The sequence below is a fragment of the Chryseobacterium sp. StRB126 genome, from assembly GCF_000829375.1.
Taxonomy (GTDB): domain Bacteria; phylum Bacteroidota; class Bacteroidia; order Flavobacteriales; family Weeksellaceae; genus Chryseobacterium.
In genome coordinates, this window is sequence record NZ_AP014624.1 from 1720812 (window position 1) to 1736347 (window position 15536).

The 15536-nt window shown below is 35.8% G+C and carries 13 protein-coding genes and 1 tRNA gene; 9 read left to right on the plus strand and 5 right to left on the minus strand.

The genetic code is table 11. The features are described from left to right. Nucleotides 1-636: 636 nt before the first annotated feature. From CHSO_RS07800 to CHSO_RS26595, 3 genes are all read right to left on the minus strand, one after another. Complete coding sequence (locus CHSO_RS07800) at nucleotides 637-2391, minus strand: hypothetical protein (RefSeq protein WP_045494507.1); 1755 nt, start codon at nucleotides 2389-2391, stop codon at nucleotides 637-639. A 197-nt stretch (nucleotides 2392-2588) separates the two neighbouring features. Then, nucleotides 2589-2701: transfer RNA gene (locus tag CHSO_RS25765), tRNA-OTHER, on the minus strand. Between the two features lie 118 nt (nucleotides 2702-2819). Then, the gene (locus CHSO_RS26595; protein WP_410493405.1) at nucleotides 2820-3620 is read right to left on the minus strand and encodes an RtcB family protein; all 801 of its coding nucleotides are present in this window, start codon (nucleotides 3618-3620) and stop codon (nucleotides 2820-2822) included. Nucleotides 3621-4369: 749 nt separating this feature from the next. Between CHSO_RS26595 and CHSO_RS07810 the strand changes: the two genes are divergently transcribed. The 3 genes from CHSO_RS07810 (at nucleotide 4370) to CHSO_RS25915 (ending at nucleotide 6011) form a co-directional block, all read left to right on the plus strand. Next, nucleotides 4370-4702, plus strand: a complete 333-nt coding sequence (locus CHSO_RS07810) for a HopJ type III effector protein (RefSeq protein WP_045494513.1) — start codon at nucleotides 4370-4372, stop codon at nucleotides 4700-4702. Between the two features lie 23 nt (nucleotides 4703-4725). After that, nucleotides 4726-5745, plus strand: coding sequence for a helix-turn-helix transcriptional regulator (locus CHSO_RS07815; RefSeq protein WP_045494516.1), 1020 nt, complete (start codon nucleotides 4726-4728; stop codon nucleotides 5743-5745). A gap of 128 nt (nucleotides 5746-5873) precedes the next feature. Further along, a complete protein-coding gene (locus CHSO_RS25915) occupies nucleotides 5874-6011 on the plus strand; it encodes a hypothetical protein (RefSeq protein WP_171817621.1) in 138 nt (45 codons plus the stop codon). 339 nt (nucleotides 6012-6350) lie between these two features. On the opposite strand, the gene CHSO_RS07820 is transcribed toward CHSO_RS25915, so the two are convergent. Continuing rightward, entirely contained in the window at nucleotides 6351-7535 is a 1185-nt protein-coding gene (locus CHSO_RS07820) for a DUF1501 domain-containing protein (RefSeq protein ID WP_045494519.1), read from the minus strand. 39 nt (nucleotides 7536-7574) lie between these two features. Beyond that, on the minus strand, nucleotides 7575-8954 hold the full coding sequence (locus CHSO_RS07825) for a DUF1800 family protein (RefSeq protein WP_045494522.1): 1380 nt from the start codon (nucleotides 8952-8954) through the stop codon (nucleotides 7575-7577). Between the two features lie 669 nt (nucleotides 8955-9623). On the opposite strand from CHSO_RS07825, the gene CHSO_RS07830 reads away from it, so the two are divergent. The 6 genes from CHSO_RS07830 to CHSO_RS07855 all read left to right on the plus strand — a co-directional run bounded on the left by CHSO_RS07830 (nucleotide 9624) and on the right by CHSO_RS07855 (nucleotide 15504). Continuing rightward, nucleotides 9624-10187, plus strand: a complete 564-nt coding sequence (locus tag CHSO_RS07830; RefSeq protein ID WP_045494525.1) for a membrane protein — start codon at nucleotides 9624-9626, stop codon at nucleotides 10185-10187. Between the two features lie 116 nt (nucleotides 10188-10303). After that, nucleotides 10304-11353: a glucokinase gene (locus CHSO_RS07835; RefSeq protein WP_045502121.1), complete on the plus strand. Its 1050-nt coding sequence runs from the start codon at nucleotides 10304-10306 to the stop codon at nucleotides 11351-11353. 144 nt (nucleotides 11354-11497) lie between these two features. Continuing rightward, nucleotides 11498-12064 (plus strand): YceI family protein, encoded by a 567-nt coding sequence (locus CHSO_RS07840; RefSeq protein WP_045494528.1) that lies wholly within the window; start codon nucleotides 11498-11500, stop codon nucleotides 12062-12064. Between the two features lie 78 nt (nucleotides 12065-12142). Beyond that, the gene (locus CHSO_RS07845; RefSeq protein ID WP_045494531.1) at nucleotides 12143-12769 is read left to right on the plus strand and encodes a YceI family protein; all 627 of its coding nucleotides are present in this window, start codon (nucleotides 12143-12145) and stop codon (nucleotides 12767-12769) included. Nucleotides 12770-13410: 641 nt separating this feature from the next. Beyond that, nucleotides 13411-14079 (plus strand): alpha/beta hydrolase, encoded by a 669-nt coding sequence (locus CHSO_RS07850; RefSeq protein WP_045494534.1) that lies wholly within the window; start codon nucleotides 13411-13413, stop codon nucleotides 14077-14079. An 81-nt stretch (nucleotides 14080-14160) separates the two neighbouring features. Further along, nucleotides 14161-15504, plus strand: coding sequence for an ammonium transporter (locus CHSO_RS07855; RefSeq protein WP_045502124.1), 1344 nt, complete (start codon nucleotides 14161-14163; stop codon nucleotides 15502-15504). Nucleotides 15505-15536: the final 32 nt, after the last annotated feature.

Genomic DNA, 15536 nt, shown 5'->3' on the forward strand with positions numbered 1-15536 from the left:
TCTGCGAGAGTAAAAGTCTGTGAAATCTGCGAAATTCGCGGGAATAAAATGTTCCCACAGATCGCACAAATTGCACAGATGCTTATGCTTAAAAAAATCTGCGAGAGTAAAAATCCGTGAAATTTTCGAAATTCGTGGGAATAAAATGTTTCCACAGATCTCACAAATCGCACAGATGCTTATGCTTAAAAATCTGCGAGAGTAAAAGTCTGTAAAATTTTCGAAATTCGTGGGAATAAAATGTTCCCACAGATCTCACAAATCGCACAGATGTTTATGCTTAAAAAAATCTGCGAGAGTAAAAATCCATGAAATTTTCGAAATTCATGGGAATAAGATGTTCCCACAGATCCCACAAATTGCACAGATGCTAATGCTTAAAAATCTACGAGAGTAAAAATCCGTGAAATTTTCGAAATTCGTGGGAATAAAATGTTTCCACAGATCTCACAAATCGCACAGATGCTTATGCTTAAAAATCTGCGAGAGTAAAAGTCTGTGAAATTTTCGAAATTCGTGGGAATAAGATGTTCCCACAGATCGCACAAATTGCACAGATGTTTATGCCTAAAAATCTGCTGAACCTGTAAGCAGCTAAAATAAAAGCGCCATTCAAAATTTTTGAACAGCGCATTTTTATTTAAAAACTCTGATAAAGCTATCTTTTTCCAGACTCTCTAAAGAGAAGTCGAAATCAGCTTTCGCTCTTTCTGTCGTAATCTCTGCTCCCAGCTCTTTGATAAGCTCATTGAAAGACATTGCTTCATACCATTGCTGATACAATGCACTGGTTGCCATCGCAGATACTTCCGTATTTCCTGAAACATGAGAATGACCCGCTCCGAAATTCAATAGTACGAAACATTGTTTTTCGTTTTTTGGCAGCAGCATTCCCAGAATCATTTGCTTTTGAACAGAATTACATCTGACTTCTGCAAAGAGATGGTTGGGATTCATCATATAATCATAGGAAATGTTGTCTCCTTTTCCGATAACAATTTTATATCCACAGTTGGCATCTCCGCTGAAAACGTTGTTCATGACAAGCGTTGGAGTACTCAGGCCCTTATTGGCGTAAAGATATTCAACAGCACCGTTAGGAGCAGAAGTCATATCTCCGGAATACATCAATTGTCCCTCACCATAATGATAAGCTGCATTCCAACCTATTTTTCCAGCTATATTCAATCCGGAAAGGTCAAGGTCATGAGCACCCCATTGGTCTTCCCAATAAACACCAACGGCTAGTCTATCTCCATAAAAACGGGTTCCGGTAGGAATATTTCCAACAAACATTTTTTCAGAAGTTGGGAGTGCAAATTCTATATTTTCAGGGAAATAGAATTTCTTTCCGGAAATATTTTCATACTTCAGTTTCAGAAAATCTAAAATAAATTCATAGTTGAATTGATTCACATAAGTTTCCTTCCCTTTTTTAACCCATGATTTTCCATTTCTGATTCTGTAGACAAAAGTATCCTGACCATACATTCTTGAGTAACATGCTGATAATGCTTTAAACAATGCAAACGGTGTCGCATTTTCCAGCCAATGCCAATCGCTGTTTTCCAGCAACGTATTGGTCGCATCGTTCAGTGGGTTCGAAATGAATGGCTTATGATTGATTTTAGACAGCTTCGAAATTTTATTAATTGCTTTTGGAGCTCTGTTTTTATAAGCAAGGAATAACGGCTTAAATCTGTTGAAAATTTCTGCCAGTTTTTCCATCCCAAAGCTTTCGAACAGATAAGTTGGGTTGAATTTACTTTGCTTGATTAAGCCAATCAATTCATCATTTTTGATTAAAAGTGTTGTCTGGGTTGTCTTATAAATCACATAACGAAAAAACTCAACAGGATTTTCAGGATAAATGTCGTATCGGTCAGCTATTTTTATAATGGCTTCTTTATTTCTGATATTTTCCTTTCCTGTAAAATCATATTCCAGTTCTGTATGCAGAATATACAGCAAATCATCAATCGTTTCTTCTTTCAAAGCAATTCCGGATTTCAATAGAGAAAGACATTTTTCCTGCATTTCTTCTACGGTATAAGCTTTTATTACTTTAAAAATCAACTTCGTGTCAGGAACATTCAATATTTCTTCAGGAATGTAAATTTCACTTTGAAAATTACTTCCATAGGTTGAAATATAATGTTGAATCTGTTCGAAAAACAAATCAATTCTGGAAGTATTCTTTATTTTCTCCCAAGATTTATGGAACGTTTTATTCAAATCATTTCCATTCAGCTTTTCTTTTGAATAATAGGAGATGATCTCTTTTTTGGCCCAAATTGCATGAGGTTCAATAATAAAACCATCATTAGAAATAAATGGCTCTGCATTTGATTCTTTGGCCAATACAGCATTGAATAATTGTAATGTTTTCATTGTTTTAATTTTAAAAAAATAAGTGAGGAGTAGGTTCATTAAAAGTGAAGTGTTATAGGAACTCCTTTTACCTATAGTTTTATAAAGCGGGGAGTATTTTATCCAAAAAATATAGGAACTCCCTTTGCCTTATGATTTGTAAAAAGGCGGAAAGTATTTCTATCATATAGGAACTTTCTTTGCCTTAAATTATATTGAGGAGCAGACAGGACTCGAACCTGTGACCCACAAACCTGGTGATTCATAGGAACTTTATTTGCCTGAGGCGAAAAGTAGTCTTTGTTGCTCTAACCATCTGAGCTACTGCCCCTGCCGTTATGAAAAAAGTTTTCATTGACCTTGCAGGTGTAAAAGCCTGCAAGGTTAGGTTATTAGTTTTTTTTGACAACCTTATAGGCTTCTAAAACCTATAGGGTTTACTATTTAAATTATGCCTTTCTATATTTCTTCTTATTCTTCCATGGTGCATTTTTCTGAACATCACCCGCCATAATACATCCGTAAGGCATCACTTCATCCAATACTTCACAAAGTCCGTATTCCTCAATCTGTGCTCTTACATTAGCAGCACTTTTATAAGCACTAGGCAGTTCAGAAATATCAATTTCATTAGAGTAGAATCGGATATCCAATCCTGCAGTTTCATCATTGAAGATCTCTTCAGTGGTTTTATGCGCTAAAGATCTTTTATGCTGACTTCTGCTGAAATTTCTTCCCGCTCCGTGTGGAGCAAAACCAAGGTTTCTCTCATTCGTTTTTCCCTGAACGATCAGTACAGGTTCTGCCATATTCAACGGAATCAATCTTGGTCCGGTGATATCAGGCATAAACTTATCATCCAGCGGAGTGGCTCCTTTAGCATGATAAAACAGATCACCATCTTTGAAAACAAAATTATGCTCATTCCAATATCTGTTTTCTTTTTCCATTCCCAGTTTATTTAAAACGGCGTCATGAATAGAAATATGGTTTTCTTTTGTCCATGTTCTGATAAGCTGAAGGGCTTCCCAATAGGCTTTTCCTTCTTCCGTATCATAAGGAATCCATGCATTTTCTCTTAACGTTTCAGGAGAAATATCCTGTCTGAAACGATTGGCTACTTTCATCCCTTTATCATATAATGCAGCACCCGGAGCTCTTGATCCATGATGGGTAACTAACATTGTATTTCCTGTATTTTTGGAAATTCCAACGAAAAGGAAATGATTTCCGTCTCCCTGCGTTCCCATATGAGAACGGGCAATACTAATCAGTTTTTCATCATTTAAGAATTCATTTTCTCTGAAGGCATCCATCAATTCCTGAGACATAGGCATCTGTTCTCCTCTTGGTCTTCCTCCGTATCCGAAATGCGTCACAGAATGAGCGGCATCCAGAATATCTTTAGGATTAACCTTTCCAAAATCAGTCAGCATGACAGAACAACAGATATCTGCACTATGAAATCCCGGGTGAATCGCATTTTTTGCGACCACTACACCTCCCACAGGAATCTGACCTTCAGGACCTGTTGGACAGGCATCAGGCATTAACGCTCCTGCAGTTAGGGTAGGGGTTTTCATCAGTTTCTTCATGGTTCTGATTACTTTTTCTACATTATCCGTTTCATTTTCATGCTCAGCCCTGATGTTAATGATAAACTCAGGAGCGGTTTCATGAAGCGGAATAAGTTCAGGTTGCTTGAACTGCTCCAGATATTCTTTAATCTGAATTTCATCCAGATGATTTTCATTGATATGAGTAATGGCATCTTTAAACCATTTAGCTGGTCTATATCCCAATTCGATTAAGTGATTTCCGTTAAATTCCATTGTTATGTCATTTTGATGATGCAAAGTAATAACCTTATTGCGCAATAGTTTTGCGTAGATATAAAATTTTTGATTATTTTTACAAAAAATATAAAAAAAGGCAAATTCACTGATTTGAAAATTAGAATTTTGGCCTTATGTAAAGAAAATTAAAACTTACAACTATGATGTTATTAGAACAATTAAAGCATTTTCCTGAAACCGTTCAATTCAATGATGTGATTGCTTATATAGATGCAAACTACGAATTTACCCCTACAGCATTCAAAAACGGAAATATAAGAAATGAAGAAGGGCAGAATAACGGTTCATGTAAAATATTCGGTTTTGCCTCTTACCACGGCCTGACCAAAGAAGAAACACTTCCGCTTTTCGGAGATTTTTACAGAGAAGATGTCCTTAAAAAACCTAATGGTACAGATCATCAGAATATCAGAAACTTCATGGAGTTTGGATGGGACGGATTGATCTTTGAGGGAAATCCGTTAAGAGAGAAATAGGTTTTTAGACAAAAAGAACAACCATGTCATCTAATAAAAACGCTCTGATCCGCTATAAAACATTAGACAAGTGCCTCAAAAATAAATACAGAAAGTATACACTGGAAGACCTCATTGATGAGTGTTCCGAAGCTTTGTTTGAATTTGAGGGCAAAGAGTCTTATGTAAGCAAAAGAACCATTCAGCTGGATCTTCAGAATATGCGAAGTGAAAAGTTCGGGTATGAAGCTCCAATTGAAGTGTATGAAAGAAAATATTATCGGTACAGCGATCCGGAATACAGCATTCATAATATTTCCGTGAATGAAAGCGATCTGAAGGCGATGAATAATGCTGTGCAGATCCTGAAACAGTTTAAAGACTTTTCAATGTTCAAGGAAATGAATGGTGTGATCCAAAAACTGGAGGATTCTATCCATTCTACCAGCCAGAAATCCATTATTCATTTGGATAAAAATGAACAGTTGAAAGGGTTGGAGCATATTGATATCCTGTATGAAAGTGTACTTAATAAAAAAGTATTGAAGATTTTATACAAAAGTTTCACCGCAAGAGAGTCCAATGTATATACAGTTCATCCACAGTTGTTGAAAGAATACAACAACCGTTGGTTTCTGGTTTGTCTTTACAAGCAGAAAATGTATAATCTGGCATTGGACAGGATGGAAGATATTGAAGTGGATGAAAAAACTTCCTATATTGATAAGAATCTGGATGGAGATGAATATTTTAAAGATATTGTAGGAGTTACCGTTGCAGAATCTATAGTTCCTAAGAATGTAGTTTTCTTTGTAGATGCTGCCAATGCTCCTTATGTGAAAACAAAACCATTGCATAAAAGCCAGGAAATTGTAAGTGAAACAAAAGAAGGAACACTCTTTAAAATCTGTGTACAGATCAATTTTGAATTAGAAAGACTATTGCTGGGTTTTGGGGATTCTCTGGTGGTACATAAACCTCAGAAATTAAGATTGCGGATGGAAGAAAAATTCAAAGCGGGAAGTAAAAATTATCAGGAGTTGATAATTCCTGAAAAAAACTAGTTTTCAATGAAATTCATAGACTACTTATGGATTTAATCTACTGTTTGTATGTAAATTATTAATAGAAAATGGATCTATTATTTTTATATTGGCTTGGTAATTGCAGTCACTAGGTACAAAATAACACTATGAAATCAAGAATATTTAAAGCACTTATTGCCATTATAGCACCTATAGCGATTGAGTATATCGTTAAAAAAATATCTGAAAAACTTGATAAAAAAGTAAATCAGAAAGAGAATGAACCTAAGCAGATTACTGCTTAAACGCAAAAGTAGTTAAAATTTAAAATTTGAAAAAGAGACTGTCATATTAGATGGTCTCTTTTTTATGGAATGATGAGATGGATGAGATGTTATAGGCATAACCAGCCCGTCAAAAATTCTTTGAATTTTTGCTACTCCGGAGGAGGGGAATGGGCAGCTTTCAACTGAAATATTTATTGGGATTTTCAAAGACTTAAATGAACTTCTTAAAAATTTAGTTGTAACTTAAAAATAAATTGAGTGTTAAACCTTTTGCACTTTTTGACTTCGTCGAAATAACATTCACAGACCAACAGGAGATAATCTTCGATTTGTGGTTAAAATAAACCTCAGGTTGATTTATATAAAGTCATAAACTCCATTCTTCCATCCCAAAACTTTGGACGAATCGGCTTTCAGCCAATTTTTCAAAATGGTAGCGTAAACTTTTCTGAAATCTTCAGTATAGATCAGATCACCTTCATTTAAATTCTGTAAATCGGGAAGACTGTTCAGTAAACCTTTCTTTTTAAGGTTTCCACTAATGAAAAACATTTGGTTGGCGGTTCCGTGATCCGTTCCGTTGCTGGCATTCTGAGCTACACGACGCCCAAATTCAGAAAAGGTCATCAAAAGAATATTATTGAATAAACCATTATTTTTCATATCCGCAACAAAAGACTTTACTGCTTCATTTATATCACTGAATAACTTTTTCTGACGGTCATTCTGGTTCACATGAGTATCAAAACTACCGATTGAAAGATAATAGACTTGAGTATTAATATCAGATTTAATTAAAGAAGCCACTGTTTTAAAATCCTTTCCCAACTGAGAATTTGGGTAAGTCTGCTCTGTTTTTTTCGCTTTACTTTTATCAAAGATATACCCTGCATTATTAATAGTGGAACCTAAGGTCTGATAAAGATAGGAAACCGTTTCATCGTCATGATGGTGGTCATAAAGAGATTTGAAATATTTCTCCTGGCTGGTCTGATATAATCTTTTAGGATCTTTAAAGGCAAAAGCTTTGTTATTTTCTCCCTTCAGGGCAAGACTTAACATATCATCTACTTCCAAGGCTTGAGTAGGATGCTCACATCGATAGCATTCTTCATCCAGAAAGCGGCCCAGCCATCCTGTATCCAGAAACTCATCACTTCTGCTTGCCGATTGCCAGATATCCATGCTTCGAAAATGAGACTTATCCGGATTTGGATAACCTACATTGTTCATAACGGAAAGCTCTCCGTTGTCAAAAAGTTCTTTAAAATAGGAGAGGGAAGGATTAATTCCTGCTTCATCAGTCAGTGATAAAGAATCCTGAACTGCAAGCGTTTTTCTTTCCCTGAAATAGATATCGTTTTTTGTAGGTATAATCGTGTTCAATCCATCATTACCCCCTGTAAATTGGAGGACCACCAGAATATTTTGATTGGGATTCAGTGCCTCATCCAATGTCATAGCCTTTAAAAAGTTAGGCATTAGGAAGGAAGCGGTGGCCAGTGAGCTTATTTTGAGAAATTCTCTTCTTTTGATTAACATAGTGTTGGATTTAAGTGTAGTTTGCAGATAACGAATGGTTTACATTAATTGATATTCGGGGGTTGACATCAGGTTAATAATGGTCATTTTCGTGCTTTTATCAGAGAAATTATTCACTGTATTCATGTCCAGACTCCTTGGATTTTGAATCAGATAATCTTCACAGTTTTTACGAGCAAAAATCTGATCTACCCGATTCCAGTCAATGGTGATATTAGGGTTTTTAAAGCTTTTATTCAAAGCAGTCTCTTTAGATTTCATTCCCATATCAATATCATCATCCTGTCGTGGGCTGTATTCCAATGGACGAAGGCCTGACCAGATCTGCGGTACCTGAAGCCTTAGCATCAGAGTAGAGCTGTCAATCCAAGCTCTTCCATTCGGCCATCCTGCCACATTGGGCGGATAAAGCAGCATCTGTCCTAAAAGCTTTTGATAGACGATAAGGTTTTCAGGATTCTGAATCTGCATCGGAAGTATCCGCATCATCCCGGCCATCAGTTCTATTGGGGATTTTATTCTGTTTCCGATATTTTTCTGATCGTAAAACCATGAGCTTGAAAAGATATCAGTCATCAGTTTTTTAATATCATAACCGGAGTTGTAAAAGCTTGTGCTTAGGGCATTCACAATATTCTGATCTACATTTTCGTTGACAAAAAATTGATAGATTTTGGCCGTGATAAACTTAGCAGTTGCCTTTTGTTCCAGAATAGTATTTAACGCATCAGATCCGGTAAAATTACCTGTTTTTCCCAGAAAAGTCTTGGTTCCTTCATCATGCTGGTTCTTTCTTTCCTGAAAGTTGCCTTCTTTATCATAGCTCCATCCTGTAAATGCTCTGGCTCCTTCTCTAACATCCTTTTCCGTGTAATTTCCTCTTCCCATAGTAAAAAGTTCCATAACTTCACGGGCGAAATTCTCATTCGGATGATCCTTTTTGTTTTGCTGGTTATTCAGAAAATTAAGCATGGCCGGAGACTGGCTTACCTCAAAAAGCAGATCTTTGAAGTTGCCCAATGCATTTTTCCGAATGGTGTTTAGCAGCTGTCGGTTGAATTTTGGATTAAGAACCCTCGACGCAAAATGTCCATGCCAGAAAAAAGCCATCTTTTCTCTCATCTGTTCCTTGCTGTTGACCATTTTATCCAGAAAATTGAGATTCAATTCTTCATTTTGCGCTCTATAGATCTTCTGCATTTCCTTCTTCTTTTCAGCAGGAGCGGTAGTGTTCATCATATCTGCAGTGGGATCTATATCCGGTGTATCATACGTGATTTCCGTAAAACTATCTTCTTTAAATAGTTCATGAATCAGCGTTTTAGAGTTTTTGTTTTTCAAATCATCAATTTGATTAATTCCAACACCGAAGCCTGCGCGCCAGAGAAGATGTTTGTTTTTTAATAATGAATCAGCCATGGTGAAAGCATTTATTTTTTTGATGTTTCTGAAGAAAGAAGGTTAAAATGATAACGGGTTAAGGTTTGTTAATATTATAATGAGTAATGAAGTAATGAGTAATGGGTGTGAATGGTAGATAGGTTGGGAAACGCAAAGTAGCTAAGACTTTTAGAATATTATTATGTTTTAAGGCGCAAGGATTTTATCTGTAATAAAATTGAACCCCTGTTGATCTCACGCTGATTTGGAGGTGCTGCAGATGACTATTACAAAAAATGTGTATTTTATTTAACCGTCGCGAATCCATGAATTATTAATTTTTTTATTCGGGTAGTCGTGGCAAAAAATAAAGCAGTATCCTTGCTTAGAATCTTTGATTCTCTCGTGCCTTAAAAACAGTATCACATTAAAAAAAAAAATAAGCCTTTGCGTTTTCCAAATATGGAATTTGTTTGATATCAGTAAGTTGCATTTTTGATTCTTCAGATTTTTAACTTTTTATACTTATTTCACATTTTAGGCTCTATTTTTTATAAAAATTGTTAAACAATCATTTAAAAATTAGTGTAAAATAAATATCTGATAATCATTTTGTTGTGTTTTTTTTAAGTGTTAAAAGAGATGAAAAAGCCTCCCTTGGCACGATTTTTACATCCTTTTGTTTAGTAAAATTTAAAAATTAGAGTTATGAAAATGTTTAAACAAGCAATATTGCTGGCTGGGGTTTTAACAGCAGGTATAGCAAGCGCACAAAGTTCACAAATGAATAATATGATCAAAGTGGGCGCAAATGTTGGTTTAGCAGTTCCTGCAGATAATCTTTCTGCAGCAGTAGGAGTGGATGTAGCTTACCAGAACCTGATTACACCTGGATTTGGATTAGGTATCGCATCTGGATATACTCACTATTTTGGAAAAGAAAACAACGGTTATAAAAATAATGATGTAGGGGTAGTTCCTGTAGCTGCTTTAGTAAGAATTTATCCTAAACAAACAGGTTTCTACTTCGGAACTGACTTAGGGTACGGATTCTTGGTAGGAGATAAAACTGTTGCCTCTAACACGAATGTTGAAAGAGCAAGCGGAGGCTTCTATATCAAACCGGAGATCGGATACCACAACAGAGACTGGAACTTCTTCGTACAATACCAGAAGGTTTTTGTAGGAACGAAAGGAGATTTAGCTGGTCAGGACTATAATGTGGGGAATATCGGAGTAGGATTCGGTTATAATATTCCATTAGGAAAGTAGTTAGATTTAATATATAAACAATTATTAACCAAAACCTTTTCACGAAAGTGAAAAGGTTTTTTTGTTCTGTGCAGGATTTACGAAAACAATTATTATATTTGGTAAAATTTGAGGTTATGATTCTGAATCCAAAATTTCCACTTTATTTACCAGGAGTAGAGAACAGTAATAATGATAATGTTTCTATCATTGGAGCAAGTCTTCGTGAAGATATAACAATCTTAGGCTATTTTGTTTCCGGTAACGGAGGTCTTGAGATTACACTACAAAATACATATTCTACTAAAGAGTATGCTTCTTTTAATGACATCTTAAAGAAGTTTATTCAGGATAATCAGTTGGAAAATGTAAAACGTCTGGGAATGGCTGTGCCAGGCCCTGTAATTGATGGAAAAAGTAATCCTGCCAGACTGGGCTGGAACTTAGATGTTGAAGAATATAAAAGAGAATTCGGTTTTGAAAAAGTAGAAATGCTGAATGATCTTGAAGCTTCTGCTTACGGAATGGCTCTTCTTGAAGATGATGACCTTGAAGCGATTTATACCAGCGGTCATCTTGAAAAAGGAAATGTAGCAATCCTTGCTCCTGGAAATGGATTGGGAGAAGCAGGATATTTCTTTGACGGAAAGAACTTAAGACCTTTCGCGACAGAAGGAGGACATTCTGAATTTTCACCAAGAACGAATGTGGAGGTTGAGTTTTACCAGTTCCTAAATAATATCTATGGTATTGTGAGTTGGGAAAATGTATTATCTAAATCAGGATTATTCAATATCTATCGTTTTCTTAGAGATGTAAAAAGACATCCCGAGCCTGAATGGTTAGGAGAACGTCTTGCTAATGGTAATTTCGTTGAAGAGCTTTACAAGGCAGCAGTAGAGGATAATGTACTGATCTGCAGAATTGCTTTAGATACTTTCCTTGAGTTTTTGGCAAGAGAAGCCAATAACTTAACGTTAAAGTTAAAAGCTACCGGAGGTCTTCTGATTGCAGGAGACATTCCTCAGATGGTAAGAGAATATATTGATAAATCTAAGTTTTACGAAAAATTCAAGATCAGCGATAAAATGGAGGGAATGCTTAGAAACATCCCGATCTATCTGGTCAAGCAAAATCATACAGCATTAAATGGTATGGCACTGTACACGGCCTACTATCAGGCATAAAAAGAAAACTCCGAAGAAATTCGGAGTTTTTTTATGGGATGATATTATTCATGAAAATAATTAAAATTCTTGATATACATCAATGAAATCTATCAAATAAGTTGGCTACCTTTGTCCTAAACTTAATTAAAATAATTCTAAACAATGAAAAAAATATTTTTATTAGCAGTATTAGCTGGTGGTTTAGCTTTCGGACAGTCTAAAAAAGTAGTTGCATCTGATGTTCACTGGTGGGGATATAAAGTAGCAAAATCTGAGGCAAGTTCTCACGATGGAACGGTGAAAGTAAAATCAGGTGATGTGGTAATGAAAGGAAATCAACTTGTAGGAGGAAACTTCGTGTTGGATATGACTTCTATTAACGCTACCGATCTTACAGGAGAATATCAGCAAAAATTGAATGGGCACCTTAAAAATGGTGACTTCTTTGAAGTTGAAAAATTCCCAACTGCTAGTTTCAAAATTACAGGTGTAAAGAAAAACAATGATAAAATCTACAACTCTTTAGTAACAGGAAACCTTACTTTGAAAGGAAAAACAAACCCAGTTACTTTCCCTGCTAAAATTTCTTACAGCAAAGGAGTGGTAAGTTTAGTATCTAACAAATTCTCTTTCGACAGACAGAAATTTGATGTTGCTTACAAGTCTACGATGCAGGATGTTTTTGTGAAAGATGATATTGATATGGTCGTAAAAGTAACTGCTCAATAAATTAATCAAAAAAAGATTGTTAAAAGTGTAGAAGTTCTACACTTTTTTTTATTTTTGTTGAATTGTAAATAAAAAAGAATGAAAAGATTACTATTGTTTGCTATGGTGTGCGCAAGCATATCATTTGTTTCTGCTCAAAGGAAATTTGATAAAGTTTCAAAAGTGACTTCATCGGAGATCAGATGGTGGGGATATAAGGTTGTAAAAACTGAGGCTTCCTCCCATTCAGGAACGATAAAATTAAAAAGTGGAAAATTCAACTTCGATCATACTGTACTGGTAGATGGTGAATTTATAATAGATATGAGAAGTATGATGGCGGGTGATGTTTCTGATGAAGATCAGATCAAACTTACCAATGACCTGAAAAGTACGAACTTTTTTGAAGTGAAGAAATTCCCGGTTGCCAAATTTCATTTGACTAAAATTATTCCATTAGCAAACAGTGAGTATAACTCTACAGTATACGGAGACCTTACCCTTAAAGGTGTGAGAAAAACCATTACTTTCCCGGCGAATGTATACGTAACTCAGTTTACTACAGCGATTGAATCTGCGAAGTTCTCTCTCAACAGAAGAGACTTTAAAGTATTCTATCAGTCTTCATTAAAAGATTACTTCATCAAGGACGAAATGGATATTCAGTTTAAAGTGTCTACTGAAAAGCTGGATAATGAAAACAGAGTTCCTGCAAAGAAGAAATAAAATTAAATGTAATGTTGATAAAAAAGCAGTTCTTAGGAGCTGTTTTTTTTTTGTGGGATAATGTGATGAAGAACGATAGGAGCAAGATATGGTGTTTTTATTGGCCGTCCCGTCAAAAATTCTTTGAATTTTCGCCACCACTCCGGAGGGAGGAGAATGATTATATTTTCGATTGTGATATTCGTTAGAGGGGTAATTTTTGTGTGTTATTTAACCTGTTTTTGGGATAAAACATTTCTGTTTTTAGTAAATAAGGAAGCCTGGAACTGAGAGAGGGAAGTGAGTTGAGGTTAAAAAAGCACTTACAACCCTGTAATGTATTATTCCTTTAAAGACAGCTTCATCCAATTTTACGGCAACATCAGAAATGGTAGTTCCGAGAGTAACTTCCAGCCTCTCTCTTCCAGCTTCCAGCCTACTATCGTTAATTTTATGATCCCGAACTCGGGTTATTTAAGATACTTTATATTCTTGCAGAATGACAACGTGTGTAGATCATTTACTGTTTTTCTTTTTGATCTTCTGAAAGAGTCTCAATATAGATTAGAAGGCAGTGTAGATTTTTCAATAATTAAACATTTATAAGTTAAATTCTTTTAATCTCCATAGTAGCTTTTCTGCATTTTTTATAAATTAGTAGGATGAAAATTTATGTTGTAAGCGGTCTTGGAGCAGACTTCAAGGTACTTGAAAGATTACAGTTTCCCAAGCATTGTGAACTTGTTTTTATAGACTGGCTCATCCCGGAGAAAAATGAGCCTTTTCATGCTTATGTAGAAAGAATGGCAGAGAAAATAGATCCTTCAGAGCCATTCTGCCTGGTTGGATATTCTTTTGGTGGAATTATGGTTCAGGAGATCAATCGTTTGAAACCAGCCGAAAAAGTAGTCATTCTGGGAAGCATCAAATCTGATAAGGAAAAATCCAAATTCATAAAGACTGGGGAAGTAACAAAAATCCCTAGAATATTACCCGTAGGACTGTTTAATGCGAGAGCAGCCAATGTATATGGTGTTCTCAGAAAGTTGTTCGATCCAAAGAATCCGAGAATTCTTCAATATTTCAGAGTAAGAGATCCTTATTATCTGAAATGGTCTGTAGAAAAGGTTGCTGAATGGAAATTTGATGAGAATCCAAAGGTCATCCAGATATTGGGAGATAAGGATATTGTTTTTCCAATCAGAAATTCAAAACCTGATTATATCATTAAAGGAGGAACCCATCTGTTTCCGGCCACTAAAGCCAAAGAGGTTTCTAAAATCTTGAATGAAATATTTAGTGAAAAAGCAATAATGTTATTGGATGAATAATTTTTAACAGGGGTGATTGTTAAATAAATGACTTTTTTATGATATTTATATGTAATTTTGATGGGGTTAAATATAAATTTTATGAAAATAGGTTTAAAATGGATCGTTTCATTCTCTCTTATTGCTTTGGTTGCTATTGGAGGTTTGTTCTGGAATCCGGTTACAGATATTTCTGATAAAGGGGCGTTTTTAAATGAAGATAAAATTGTAGGAGCGGATGTAGCCTGGATTTTAGCAGCAGCCGGACTTGTATTGCTGATGACACCGGGATTATCCTTTTTTTATGGAGGAATGGTAGGCAGAAAGAATGTAATTTCTACCATGCTGCAGAGTTTTATTGCGTTAGGCGTTATTTCTATGGTTTGGGTGGTGGTTGGTTTTTCATTATCCTTCGGTGAATCTCTGGGGATCACCATTGCCGGGGAACATTACGGGATTATTGGAAATCCGTTAAGCTATCCTTTTTTTAATGGAGTAGGGAATCTGCCGCATAGGATGATGGCTCCCACTATTCCTTTTATTCTGTTTGCCTTATTCCAGATGAAATTTGCTGTTATTACTCCTGCGATTATTACCGGATCTTTTGCAGAGCGTGTTCGTTTCATTTCTTATCTTTTATTCATTGTTTTGTTCAGTATTTGTATTTACACTCCACTTTGTCACATGGTATGGCATCCTGATGGTCTTTTAAACAAATATTTTGGTGTGAAAGATTTTGCCGGTGGAACAGTTGTGCATATGAGTGCAGGTTTTGCCGCACTGGCAGGAGCTTTGGTATTGGGAAAACGGAAAAACCCACATCATGAACCTTCTAATATTCCCTATGTACTTCTGGGTACAGGAATGCTGTGGTTTGGATGGTTTGGATTTAATGCAGGATCTGCTTTAAGTGCTTCTGCTTCTGCAGCAACTGCCTTCGGAACTACTACCATTGCCTCAGCTTCTGCCATGATGACCTGGATATTTTTTGACAGAATCAACGGGAGGAGCATATCTGCCTTGGGAGCATGTATTGGTGCGGTGGTAGGTCTTGTTGCTATTACACCCGGATGTGGATTTGTTAGTATTCAGGAGAGCCTTTTCATAGGGTTTATTTCTGCCATTGTTTCTAATCTGCTGGTTAATTGGAAAGCTTTAAATAAGATAGATGACACCTTGGACGTTTTTGCCTGCCATGGAGTAGGAGGTATTATGGGAATGATTCTAACGGCTATTTTTGCTCATGGTGAAAAAGCAAGCCTTCTGCATGGTGGAGTTGAAGTATTCCTTCACCATCTGGCTGCATTATTTCTGGTGTCTGCATTTACTTTTCTTGGATCTTTGTTGTTGTATAAAGTTACCAATGCGATCATTACATTAAGAGTTTCGGAGGAATCTGAAAATATAGGACTTGATCTTTCCCAACATCAGGAGCGGTTTAATTGATGAATAAGAAAATAGAGCCTTTTCAGAAGACT

Excerpts from the sequence above, each read along its gene's own strand:
- CHSO_RS07845 (WP_045494531.1), top strand. The coding sequence starts at position 12,143 with ATGAAAAGATTACTATTGTTTGCTATGGTGTGCGCAAGCATATCATTT.
- CHSO_RS26595 (WP_410493405.1), bottom strand. The coding sequence starts at position 3,620 with ATGGGAACGCAGGGAGACGGAAATCATTTCCTTTTCGTTGGAATTTCC.
- CHSO_RS25915 (WP_171817621.1), top strand. The coding sequence starts at position 5,874 with ATGAAATCAAGAATATTTAAAGCACTTATTGCCATTATAGCACCTATA.
- CHSO_RS07830 (WP_045494525.1), top strand. The coding sequence starts at position 9,624 with ATGAAAATGTTTAAACAAGCAATATTGCTGGCTGGGGTTTTAACAGCA.
- CHSO_RS07825 (WP_045494522.1), bottom strand. The coding sequence starts at position 8,954 with ATGGCTGATTCATTATTAAAAAACAAACATCTTCTCTGGCGCGCAGGC.
- CHSO_RS07820 (WP_045494519.1), bottom strand. The coding sequence starts at position 7,535 with ATGTTAATCAAAAGAAGAGAATTTCTCAAAATAAGCTCACTGGCCACC.
- CHSO_RS07850 (WP_045494534.1), top strand. The coding sequence starts at position 13,411 with ATGAAAATTTATGTTGTAAGCGGTCTTGGAGCAGACTTCAAGGTACTT.
- CHSO_RS07815 (WP_045494516.1), top strand. The coding sequence starts at position 4,726 with ATGTCATCTAATAAAAACGCTCTGATCCGCTATAAAACATTAGACAAG.
- CHSO_RS07835 (WP_045502121.1), top strand. The coding sequence starts at position 10,304 with ATGATTCTGAATCCAAAATTTCCACTTTATTTACCAGGAGTAGAGAAC.
- CHSO_RS07810 (WP_045494513.1), top strand. The coding sequence starts at position 4,370 with ATGTTATTAGAACAATTAAAGCATTTTCCTGAAACCGTTCAATTCAAT.
- CHSO_RS07800 (WP_045494507.1), bottom strand. The coding sequence starts at position 2,391 with ATGAAAACATTACAATTATTCAATGCTGTATTGGCCAAAGAATCAAAT.
- CHSO_RS07855 (WP_045502124.1), top strand. The coding sequence starts at position 14,161 with ATGAAAATAGGTTTAAAATGGATCGTTTCATTCTCTCTTATTGCTTTG.
- CHSO_RS07840 (WP_045494528.1), top strand. The coding sequence starts at position 11,498 with ATGAAAAAAATATTTTTATTAGCAGTATTAGCTGGTGGTTTAGCTTTC.